The organism is Streptomyces sp. CBMA156, from assembly GCF_014596515.1.
Classification (GTDB): Bacteria; Actinomycetota; Actinomycetes; order Streptomycetales; family Streptomycetaceae; genus Kitasatospora.
In genome coordinates this window covers 16,997-27,369 of sequence record NZ_MSJQ01000067.1, presented here as the reverse complement: position 1 = coordinate 27,369, position 10,373 = coordinate 16,997, and the positions used below count along the sequence as shown (strand labels likewise).

The 10,373-nt window shown below is 73.8% G+C and carries 9 protein-coding genes and 1 pseudogene; 5 read left to right on the top strand and 5 right to left on the bottom strand.

All coding sequences use genetic code 11. The features are described 5' to 3' along the window. Positions 1 to 205 (top strand): annotated as a pseudogene (locus BU198_RS05545) (hypothetical protein); the annotation flags it as partial. A gap of 60 nt (positions 206 to 265) precedes the next feature. Here the strand turns inward: BU198_RS05545 and purU are convergent. Continuing rightward, positions 266 to 1,132, bottom strand: a complete 867-nt coding sequence (purU, locus tag BU198_RS05540; RefSeq protein ID WP_411293146.1) for a formyltetrahydrofolate deformylase — start codon at positions 1,130 to 1,132, stop codon at positions 266 to 268. Between the two features lie 129 nt (positions 1,133 to 1,261). Beyond that, the gene (locus tag BU198_RS05535; protein ID WP_411293145.1) at positions 1,262 to 1,696 is read right to left on the bottom strand and encodes an SCO4402 family protein; all 435 of its coding nucleotides are present in this window, start codon (positions 1,694 to 1,696) and stop codon (positions 1,262 to 1,264) included. A 254-nt stretch (positions 1,697 to 1,950) separates the two neighbouring features. Between BU198_RS05535 and BU198_RS05530 the strand changes: the two genes are divergently transcribed. Further along, positions 1,951 to 3,246, top strand: coding sequence for an ABC transporter substrate-binding protein (locus tag BU198_RS05530; protein WP_188295711.1), 1,296 nt, complete (start codon positions 1,951 to 1,953; stop codon positions 3,244 to 3,246). A 61-nt stretch (positions 3,247 to 3,307) separates the two neighbouring features. Here the strand turns inward: BU198_RS05530 and BU198_RS05525 are convergent, their stop codons facing one another. Both BU198_RS05525 and BU198_RS05520 read right to left on the bottom strand, forming a co-directional pair. Beyond that, complete coding sequence (locus tag BU198_RS05525; RefSeq protein ID WP_188295710.1) at positions 3,308 to 4,510, bottom strand: hypothetical protein; 1,203 nt, start codon at positions 4,508 to 4,510, stop codon at positions 3,308 to 3,310. A gap of 206 nt (positions 4,511 to 4,716) precedes the next feature. Continuing rightward, positions 4,717 to 6,093: a transcriptional regulator gene (locus BU198_RS05520; protein ID WP_188295709.1), complete on the bottom strand. Its 1,377-nt coding sequence runs from the start codon at positions 6,091 to 6,093 to the stop codon at positions 4,717 to 4,719. A gap of 306 nt (positions 6,094 to 6,399) precedes the next feature. On the opposite strand from BU198_RS05520, the gene BU198_RS05515 reads away from it, so the two are divergent. Beyond that, entirely contained in the window at positions 6,400 to 7,101 is a 702-nt protein-coding gene (locus BU198_RS05515) for a bifunctional DNA primase/polymerase (protein WP_188295708.1), read from the top strand. Positions 7,102 to 7,507: 406 nt separating this feature from the next. Here BU198_RS05515 and BU198_RS05510 read toward each other — a convergent pair whose 3' ends face one another. Further along, complete coding sequence (locus BU198_RS05510) at positions 7,508 to 8,200, bottom strand: metal-dependent transcriptional regulator (RefSeq protein ID WP_188295707.1); 693 nt, start codon at positions 8,198 to 8,200, stop codon at positions 7,508 to 7,510. Positions 8,201 to 8,421: 221 nt separating this feature from the next. Between BU198_RS05510 and BU198_RS05505 the strand changes: the two genes are divergently transcribed. Both BU198_RS05505 and BU198_RS05500 read left to right on the top strand, forming a co-directional pair. Continuing rightward, positions 8,422 to 9,186: a sugar isomerase domain-containing protein gene (locus BU198_RS05505; protein ID WP_188295706.1), complete on the top strand. Its 765-nt coding sequence runs from the start codon at positions 8,422 to 8,424 to the stop codon at positions 9,184 to 9,186. A 253-nt stretch (positions 9,187 to 9,439) separates the two neighbouring features. Then, positions 9,440 to 10,357: a DUF4231 domain-containing protein gene (locus BU198_RS05500; protein ID WP_188295705.1), complete on the top strand. Its 918-nt coding sequence runs from the start codon at positions 9,440 to 9,442 to the stop codon at positions 10,355 to 10,357. Positions 10,358 to 10,373: the final 16 nt, after the last annotated feature.

Below are 10,373 nucleotides of genomic sequence, written 5' to 3'. Positions count from 1 at the left end.
CGGCGGCAGCAGCCGGGTCCGCACCGGCGGCACCGAGGCGCCGCCGGGACCCGAGCCGGTGGCCTCGATGGTGCTGGACGGCCTGGAGCTGTGCCAGCTGGCCGCCGCGCACCGCGACCCGGACCGGCTGCCGGTCGGCGAGCACGGCGACCGCGCCGCGGTCCGCGAGGTGCTGCACGCGCTCCCGCTGCTCTCCCGGCCCTGAGACCCGGCCCCGGTACGCGGACCTGGGGCCCGGGCCCGAGACCCGGCCCCGGGACGCGGCCTAGGCGAAGACGACCGTACGGGTCCCGTCCAGCAGCACCCGGTGCTCGCTGTGCCACTTGACCGCGCGGGCCAGCGCCTGGCACTCCACGTCCCGGCCGAGCGCGACCAGCTGGTCCGGGCTGACGTCGTGGGTGACCCGGGCCACCTCCTGCTCGATGATCGGGCCCTCGTCCAGGTCGGCGGTGACGTAGTGCGCGGTGGCGCCGATCAGCTTCACGCCGCGCGCGTGCGCCTGGTGGTACGGCTTGGCGCCCTTGAAGCTCGGCAGGAAGGAGTGGTGGATGTTGATCACCCGGCCGGACAGCTCGGTGCACAGCCGGTCGGAGAGCACCTGCATGTAGCGGGCCAGCACGACCAGTTCGACGTTCTCCTCGGCGACCAGGTCGAGCAGCCGCTGCTCGGCCTCGGCCTTGGTGTCCCTGGTGACCGGGATGTGGTGGAAGGGGACGCCGTAGCTCTCGGTCAGGTCCCGCAGGTCGGTGTGGTTGGAGACCACCGCGGCGATCTCCACCGGCAGGGCGCCGATCCGGGTGCGGTAGAGCAGGTCGTTCAGGCAGTGCCCGAACTTGCTGACCATGAGCACGATCCGCATCCGCTGCTCGGTCGGGTGGATCTGCCAGTCCATCCCGAAGGACGCCCCGATCGCGGCGAAACTGGCCCGCAGCTTGTCCGCGGTGACCGGCTCGGCCGCGGAGAAGTGCACCCGCATGAAGAAGAGCCCACTGTCCCCGTCCCCGAACTGCTGGCTGTCGATGATGTTGCAGCCGGTCATGAAGAGGTAGCTGGAGACAGCGTGGACGATGCCCTGCTTGTCGGGGCAGGACAGCGTGAGGACGTACTGGGCGCTGGCCGGCTGCTGTTCCACTGGGGGTATCCGTCCTGGGGTCGTGGCGTGGGTGGACGGTCCAGCGTGTCACATCCCGGACAACCGTCGCCCCGCTGCCCGTACTGCGGGACGGCCGCGACCGGCCGCCGTCCCGCCCGGCGCCGGGCCTCAGACCCGGGTGAGGATGCGCAGCACGTCCAGCGACTTGGGTGCCGCGTCCGGGTCTTCCCCGTCGCCCGCGGCCAGCACCACGTGCGCCTCCCGGGCGGCCCGGACGGTCTCCGGCCAGCCGGGGTGGCCGAGGTAGGCGGAGGCGGGGGCGTCCGCACCGACCTCGTGCAGCATCTGCACGGCCCGCAGCACCGCGACGTCCACCAGCGCGGCCTCGGCGGAGTCCCGGAGGATCGTGCCGATGTACTTCTCGGCGGACCAGCGGTCCAGCCAGGTGTCCTCGACCAGCCGGTACACGGCGTCGGTCACGTCCCCGTAGCCCTCCCGTCCGGTCAGCCAGGTCTCCTGCTGGAAAGCGGGGTCGGACAGCATGTGCAGCGCCGAGCGCAGTCGGGCTCGCCAGCGCCACCAGGGCAGGTCGTTGAGCGGCATGCCGCCCATCGTGCTGGAGCGGTGGCCCGGACGAGAAGGGTTTCGGGCGGACCGGTGCGAAGAATCTGTGCTGGCGGACATGGTGAACGATCGTACGTTCCCCGTCCGTTCGTACTCCACTCGCGATCTACACGCGTCCCCCGCCGGAGTTCGGCGTCCGTTCGCCGTCCGTTCGCACTTCGGCCCTCTCTGCTTGCGGCGCCGGGGCTTGGCTGTCTCCGGTGCGCCGGAGTGCGCCCAGAGAGGGAATACCGATGACCACCCGAAGGGACTCGTTCCAGGGCCGTCCCCAGCTCGGGCGACGCCGTCGCCCGATCGCAGCCGCCGCCACCGCCGCGGTGCTGCTCCCCACCCTCTTCTCGGCCTCCGCGTGCGGCGGACCGGCCGATGCCTCCACCAGCGGCAGCGACATCGCCGTGATGACCTGGGCCCCGGCCGGCACCGGCACCGCCGACCGGCCGGGCATGACCGCGCTCGCCTCCGCCATCAGCCAGGACGTCAACACCAAGGGCGGCCTGAACGGCCACCGGCTGCGAGTGATCACCTGCAACGAGCACAACACCGCGGACGGTGCCCGCGCCTGCGCCCAGCAGGCGGTGGACGCCAAGGTGTCCGCCGTGATCGGCTCCTACAGCCAGTGGGGCGAGGCGTTCATGCCGGTGCTGGAGCGCGCCGGCATCCCGCTGATCGGCGGCTACGGGCTCTCCCAGCCGGAGTTCTCCAGCCCGCTGTCCTACCCGGTGTCCGGCGGCATGCCCGCCCTGATCGCGGGCAACGGCCGCCAACTGGTGGACGCCGGCTGCAAGTCCGTCGCCCTGGTCCGGCCCGACACCCCGGCCGGCGACAACCTGCTCGGCTACCTGGGCACCGCGCTGCGGCCGGCCGGGATCAGGCTGACGGACGTCAAGGCGCCCGAACAGTCCTCCGACTACAGCCCGGTGGCCCGCAAGGCGATCGGCAAGGACGAGCCGGGCAACTGCGTCACCAGCGCCCTGGCCGCCGAGCCGACCGGCAACCTGCTGGACTCCTACCGCCGGCTGAACCCGAAGAACACCCGGATCGCCTCGGTGATCGGCAGCGTCCAGCAGTCGGTGGTGGACTCCACCGGCGGCGACACCGGCCCGCTCGGCGGCGCCTACGTCACCAGCTGGTACCCGCCGGAGTCGGCGAAGATCTGGGACGGGCTGCGCGCGGTGGTGCGCACCGACACCACCGGCGGGCACCCCATCGACGTCGCCGACCCGGGCGTGCAGACCACCTGGGTCGCGTACGAGGTGTTCAGGACGGTGGTGCAGAAACTGGCGGAGGGCGGCAAGCAGGTCACCCCGAAGGCGGTCTCCTCGATGCTGGACAGCGGCGAGGGCATCGACGTCGGGATCACCCCGCCGCTGAACTGGGGCACCACCAACATGCTGCCCAGCAGCGGCTCGCCGCGGCTGGTCAACACCTGGGTCACCTACCAGGTGGTCAGGAACGGCCGGATGACCTTGCAGCAGCCGGGCTTCGTGGACATCCGCTGGGCGCTCACCGGGGGCCGTCCGCCGGCCTGACGCGGAACGCCCGGCGGAGGGGGGACGGGCCGCGCGGCCCGTCCCCCCTCCGCCGCATCGCTCACAGGTCGCCGTCGCTCCGGTTGGGCAGTCCGCTCTGGGCGGCGATCGTGTTCCAGAGGGTGGAGGCCTGCTTCTTCGCGGTGGTCGCGGTGCCGCTGGCCTGCACGGCGTTCTTGTAGTGCGGGTTGTCCTGCTTCTTGGCGTCGCAGGAGCCCTGCGCGTCCTGCGCCCAGGCCGCGTACTCGTCGTCGGCCTGGGCCGAGGCCGTCCAGGCCGCGTTGAGCTGCTCCACCAGCTGCTGGCCGCCGGGCAGCTTGTCGGTCTTCAGCTGGCCGAGCTTGCCCTGGAGCTCGCGCCGCTTGCCGGCCGCGGCGGTCAGGGCCTGCTGGGACTCGGGCAGCTTGTCGCACTTCTGCACCGAGGCGACCGCGGAGACCACCGAGCTGCGGCTGTCGCTCGCGGTGCCCAGCAGGTCCGACAGCGGCTGCGCCTGGGCCTTGACGTCCGGGTCGACGGCCGCGCCGGAGCCGCTGGCGCTCGCCTTCGCGGGGGTGGTGGCGCCGGTGCTCGCGGCGGCCACCGGGGTGGTCGTCTTGTCCTTGCCGGGCTCGTCGCCGCCCATCAGGACGGCGACCAGGATGCCGGCCGCCGCACAGCCCGCCACCACGCCACCGATGACCAGCTTGGTGGACCGGCTTCCGCCGCGCCCCGACCCGCCCGCCCTGGTCGTGTCGTACCCCTGGTCGGCGCCCTGGCCGTAGCCCTGCCCCTGCTCCGGGGCGTAGCCCTGGTGGTAGTCCTGGGCCGGGTAGGCCTGCTGCGGCTGCGCGGCCGGCGGATAGGCCTGGTAGCCGGGCGCGGGCTGCTGCTGGTAGCCGGGCTGGGCCGGCGCGGGCGGGTAGCCGTACTGGGGCTGCGCCGCCGGGTGGCCGCCCGCCTGCGGGTCGCCGCCCGGGTACGGCGGCAGGTACTGGGTCTCCGGGGCCTGGTCGGGCTGCGGGGCACCGTACCCCGGCTGCGGAGCGCCGTACCCGGGCTGCGGAGCGCCCCACGGGGCCGGCTGCGCGGGCATGGCCTGGGTCGGCAGCGCGGGCCCGCCCTCACCGAGGTACTCCGGCTGCCCGGACGGCTGTCCCACCGGCGGCACGGCCGAGTGGCCCTGCTGCTGGCCGGGCTGCCCCTGCGGGCCGCCGGGCTCGGGGCGGAACAGGTCGTCCAGGTTGAAGTCACCGGAGTTCGGGTACGAGCGGCGCTGACTCAACGCGATTCCTCACCTGTGCAGGACCGCGCACTGACGGCGGACCACATCTCGTCGGTTCTTGGGAGCATCACAGTTCCTTGGACGTCGCGCCCACGCTACCGGTTCGCCTCGCCGGGTGACCACGTGGGCGGGACATCCGTCACGCTCCCTGCACAGACGATCCGCGGCCGCCCCGGGTCCTGGCCGGGCCCGGGCCGCCCCCGGACCTACGCCGCCTCCGCGTCGGCTCTGGCGTGGAACTCCCGGACCACCCGCTGCTCCCGGTACGGCTCCAGCCGGCGCCGGAACTCGTCCAGGTACTCCACGCCCCGGTTGGAGCGCAGCCCGCTCAGCAGCCGGACCGCCTGGGCGCCCGTCTCGCAGGCGCGTTCCAGGTCCCGCTGCTGGAGCTGGGCGGTGGCCAGCAGCACCAGGTCCACCGCGCGGCGCCGGACCCGGGTCGGCGGGTGCAGGTCGAGCGCCCGCCGGGCGTAGTGCTCGGCCTGGCCCGCCTGTTCCAGGTCCCGGTGGCAGTGGGCCAGCTCGTCCGCGAGGTAGGCGTCGTCGAAGTGGGCGATCCAGTCCGGGTCGTCCTCCGGGCGGCGCTTCTCCATCATCTCCAGGGCCCTGGCCGACACCGCCTCGCAGGAGCGGGCGTCGCCGAGCAGGGCGTGGCCGCGGGCCTCGGCGGCGTAGAACATCGCCATCGCCGTCGGGGTGGCCACCGAACGGGCGCCTTCCTGGGCGGCGCGGGCGAGTTGGGCGATCTCGCGCGGGTTGCCGAGGGTGGCGGCCAGGTGGCTCATCGAGGCGGCCAGCACGTAGCCGCCGTAGCCGCGGTCGTCGGCGGCCTGAGCGAGCCGCAGCGCCTGGATGTAGTAGCGCTGGGCGAGCCCAGGCTGCCCGGTGTCCACCGCCATGTAGCCGGCCAGTTCGGTCAACCTGGCCACGGCGGCGAAGAGTTGGCGGCCGGTCTCCTCCCGGTAGGCGCCGCCGAGCAGGCCGGAGACCACCGAGTTGAGGTAGTGCACCACCACCGGGCGCACATGGCCGCTGCCGAAGCGGTGGTCCAGGTCGACCAGCATCGCGGTGGTCGCCCTGATCGCGGCCACGTCGGTCGGACCGACCCTGGGGCCGCCGGCCCGCGCCACCACCGGGTCCGGCGGGGTGATCAGCCAGTCCCGGCTGGGCTCCACCAGCGCGGAGGCGGCGACCGTCGCCCCGGTCAGGAAGTCCCGCCGGCCGACGTCGCTGCGCCACAGCTCACAGACCTGCTCCAGGGCGGCGCCGATGGTCGGCGCGAACTGGAGCCCGATGCCGGAGCTCAGGTTCTTGCCGTCCGCCATGCCGATCTCCTCGACCGACACGCTGCGGCCGAGCTTGCGGCCCAGGGCCTCGGCGATCACGGCCGGCGCCTGCCCGCGCGGCTGCTGCCCGCGCAGCCAGCGGGCCACCGAGGTCTTGTCGTACCGAAGGTCCAGCCCGTGCTCGGCGCCACAGAGGTTGACCCTCCGGGCCAGGCCGGCGTTGGAGCAGCTGGCCTCCTGGATCAGTTGCTGCAGACGCTCGTTGGGCTGTCGTGCGACGAGTGGTCTCGCGGCCATTGGGCTTCGCCTCCCCACACCCTCCGGCCCCGGCCGGCGGGCGACGATTCTGCTGATCTGTTGCCGACTGTCCGACCGTCCAAGGAATCTGACACCAGGTTAGCGATCAGCAACGCCAGCGGGATACCCACGGTGACGAACCGCACCCCCCTTGCGCCCTGGTAAATGCTCCCGTGCGCCCCCGCTGCGCCTGCCCTTGGCCCCACCAACTCGGTCGACTAACCGGAACGGGTGACATCCCCCGGATACACCCGACCGGGCGTCATCGGGCCGTAACCAGCCTCACACACGGTAGTTGAGCACCCCGTGGAAAACATCCCCGACGCCTCGGGCCGGAACGAGAAGGCCACCCCGCCCCCCTTACTCGTCGAAGCCGTCGGCTACGCCGCGCACCGCCACTGGGAGGTGGCGCCCGGCACCTGGCCGGTCGACGGCGACGGAGGCGTCCGCTGCTCCTGCGGCGACCCGCGCTGCACGCTGCCCGGCGCCCACCCGCTGGACCCGGACTGGGCGCGGCAGGCCAGCGCCGGTCCCGGTGCGGTGCGGCACTGGTGGACCGAGCGGCCGCAGGCGTCGATCCTGCTGCCCACCGGGCGCTCGTTCGACGTCCTGGACGTCCCGGAGACGGCCGGCTGCCTGGCGCTCGCCCGGATGGAGCGGATGGACCTCCAGCTCGGCCCGGTGGCGGTCCAGCCCGCCGCGCCCGGGCGGATCGGGCGGCGGCTGCACTTCCTGGTGCTGCCCGGGGCCGCGGCCAGGCTCCCCGAGATGCTCCGCAGGCTCGGCCGGCCGGCCGGCCGGCTGGACCTGGTCGCCCGCGGCGAGGGGGACTGGACGGTCGCCCCGCCCTCCCGGATCGGCTCACTGGGGTACGCCCAGTGGGCCCGCTCCCCCTCCGCGCTCAACCGCTGGCTGCCGGACGCCGCCGAACTGATCGGTCCGCTCGCGTACGCCTGCGGCCGCGAGGCGCCCGCGTTCCGGGCCGCCCGGCCGACCCCGGTGGGCTGAGCCGGGCCGGCCCCGGCCGGCCCCCACAACGGCGCCCTCCGCCGATCGGGTGAGGGCGCGCTCCGCGCGACACCACGCGCGTGCGTGACGGGCCTTGTCCCCCACCGGAGACGGGGCCCGTCACACGCATGTCCGGATAAGGCCTCCGTGTACCCGCTGGTCAGACGGAGAAGCCCCTCGTACGAGTGACAGCGCTCAAGGATTGCCATGATCGGCCGAGGGGAGGAATTGCGATGTGTGGGGACGCCGACAGGGACGCTCGGACGGGGAAGCCGGGCGGCGGCGACGGAGGGGAAGCGGGAGGGGCGGAGGGGAACGGGAGGGAACGGGGAGGACGAAGGGGCCCGCGCCACGGGGACGCGGGCCCCTTCGCCGTACCGGTTCGCCGTACCGGCGCGGTGCGGGCTCAGGCCTGGGCGACGAAGACGTGCTGGGCGATGTCCTTGCCCAGCTCCGCCGCGTTCTCCCCGGTGCCGACCAGCACGCCGCCGACCCCGGCGCTCACCTTGACCGTGGAGCCCGGCCGGACCCCGGCCCGGCGCAGGGTGCTCATCAGCACGCTGTCGGTCTGGATCGGCTCGCCGATCCGGCGGACCACCACGTCGGCCCCGGCATCGCCCGGCTTGACGGTGTCCAGCGGGACGAGCCCGGCGTCGAAGCCCTCGCCCTCGGCCTTGGTGTCGCCCAGCTCGTCCAGGCCCGGGATCGGGTTGCCGTACGGCGACTGGGTGGGGTGGCCGAGCATGGCGAGCACCTTGCGCTCGACCGTCTCGCTCATCACGTGCTCCCAGCGGCAGGCCTCCTCGTGCACCTGCTCCCACTCCAGGCCGATCACGTCGACGAGCAGGCACTCGGCGATGCGGTGCTTGCGCATGACGCGCACCGCGAGCCGGCGGCCCTCCTCGGTCAGTTCGAGGTGGCGGTCCCCCGCGACCTGGAGCAGCCCGTCGCGTTCCATCCGGCCTACCGTCTGGCTGACCGTGGGACCGCTCTGTTCCAGGCGCTCCGCGATGCGGGCGCGCATCGGGACGATGCCTTCCTCCTCCAGCTCCAGGATGGTGCGGAGGTACATCTCAGTGGTGTCGATCAGCCCAGACATCGCCGCTGGCTCCGTTCTTCGGTGTACTCACCGCCAATTCTGACGTACCGGACCGACAAACGGGCGCGCCCCCGGTCCGAGGGGTCCCGATTTTGTTCCTGTTGACAACGATGCCGCCGGGGCGCGACCGTGCTCGCCGAAGCTTTCTCCACCGGCGGTCTGGACCACCCGGACCACCCCACCCGGCCGGATCCCCCACCGGCAGAGAGCGAAGGCACCAGATGAACGACCTGGTCGGCAGGTACTTCGACGCCGCGATCGCCCACCTCCAGCGGGTCCGCGAGGAGGAGGCCGACACCATCGAGGCCGCCGCCGCGCTGCTCGCGGAGGCGATGGCCGAGGGCCGCCGGGTCTTCACCTTCGGCGCCGGACACTCCGCGCTGCCGGCCCAGGACGTGGTCTACCGGGCCGGCGGGCTGGTCCCGGTGAACCTGCTGAACGTCCCCGGGGTGGCCGGGGTGACGGTGATGCCCGCGCCGCTGTCCAGCGCCCTGGAACGGGTCTCCGGGCTGGCCACCGCGACCCTGGACCTGACCCCGGCGACCACCGGGGACCTGCTGTTCGTGATCTCGCTCTCCGGCCGCCAGGTGATGCCGGTCGAGCTGGCCAGGTACGCCAGGGACCGCGGCCTCAAGGTGGTCGGCGTGACCTCGCTGGCGTACCCGGAGGAGGTGTCCTCGGCGCACCCGACCGGCACCTACCTGAAGGACCACTGCGACGTGGTGCTGGACAGCAAGATCGCGGTCGGCGACGGCGAGCTGACCCACCCGGGCGCCGAGACCACCTTCGGCCCGGTCTCCACCATCGTGACCAGCGCGCTGATGCAGGCCGTGGTCGCCTCCGCGGTCGGCCGGCTGGCTGACCGGGCGGCCTCCGGGGAGTGCCCCGCGCCGCCGCTGTTCCGCTCCGGCAACGTCCCCGGCGGCACCGAGTGGAACGCCAAGCAGATGGCCGAGAACGCCGAGCGGGTCTTCTACACCCACTAACCCGCCCCGGCCGGGCCCGCCGGCCGCCCGCGCACACCCGCCGGCCGCCGCACTCCCCCCACCACCACTCCGCACGCTGGGTGCCGGACCGAACACGGGGAGTACCGGACAAACCACCGGGGCTTCCCGGCCACATCCGGCCGCCCCGGCCGTCCCCAGGCGTACCGGCGAGCCGCCCGGGGCAGGAGAGCGGCGCGACCGGAGCGACTGGTGGGGGCCGAACATGGCGTCTGTTGCGGGACGGACCGGGTGGGTGAACGAGCGGGCCCTGCTGCCCGAGTTCTTCTGGGCCGCCGACTCGGCCTCGCTGCGCGGACAGCGGCGTTCGGTCCTGCTCTCCGCCTGGGAGCTGGTCCTGCTGGTGGTCGCCGCCGCGACCGGCTCGGCCGACGGCGAGCCGTGGGCCTGGCCGGCGGCGGCGGCCTACCTCGGCGCGATCGCGCTGGCGGTGGTGGTCAGCCGGCAGAACCCGCAGGGCCTCTGGTACGAGGGCCGGGCGGCCGCCGAGTCGGTGAAGACGCTGGCCTGGAAGTACGCGGTCGGGGCCGACGCCTACCAGCCGCCGCCGCGCGCCCTGCCGGACGCCGAGGGCCTGTACCGCTTCCAGCTCGCCCGGGTGCTCGGCGCCTTCCGGGACAGCCCGGTGACCGTCCCCGAGGGCGGGGTGGAGATCACCCGGACCATGCGCGACCTGCGCGGGCAGCCGCTGGCGGTGCGCCGCGAGGTGTACCTGGCCGAGCGGATCCAGCTGCAGCACGACTGGTACCGCGCCAAGGCCCGCTACTGCGCCCGGGCCGGCCACTGGGCCGGGGTGCTGGGCGTCATGCTGCCCGCGCTCGGCCTGGTGCTCGCCGTGCTGCGGGCGCTCGGCGCGTTCGGCTACGACGCGCTGGGCACGGTCTCGGCGGTGGCCGCCTCGGTCACCGCCTGGGCGCAGCTGCGCCAGTACCGGCCGCTGGCCGCCGCGTACGCCCTGGCCGCCGAGGAGCTGGCGCAGATCCAGCGCCAGCTCGCCCAGCTGGACCTGGAGTCCCCGGAGGCCGAGGAGACCTGGGCCCGCCTGGCCCGGGACGCCGAGGACGCGATCTCCCGGGAGCACACCACCTGGCAGGCCCGCCGGGAGGTGCGCACCACCACCGACCGGGAGCACGCAACCGACCCGGAACCCTGAGGAGGCCGCAGGTGTC

Excerpts from the sequence above, each read along its gene's own strand:
- BU198_RS05505 (WP_188295706.1), top strand. The coding sequence starts at position 8,422 with ATGAACGACCTGGTCGGCAGGTACTTCGACGCCGCGATCGCCCACCTC.
- BU198_RS05535 (WP_411293145.1), bottom strand. The coding sequence starts at position 1,696 with ATGCCGCTCAACGACCTGCCCTGGTGGCGCTGGCGAGCCCGACTGCGC.
- BU198_RS05520 (WP_188295709.1), bottom strand. The coding sequence starts at position 6,093 with ATGGCCGCGAGACCACTCGTCGCACGACAGCCCAACGAGCGTCTGCAG.
- BU198_RS05510 (WP_188295707.1), bottom strand. The coding sequence starts at position 8,200 with ATGTCTGGGCTGATCGACACCACTGAGATGTACCTCCGCACCATCCTG.
- BU198_RS05530 (WP_188295711.1), top strand. The coding sequence starts at position 1,951 with ATGACCACCCGAAGGGACTCGTTCCAGGGCCGTCCCCAGCTCGGGCGA.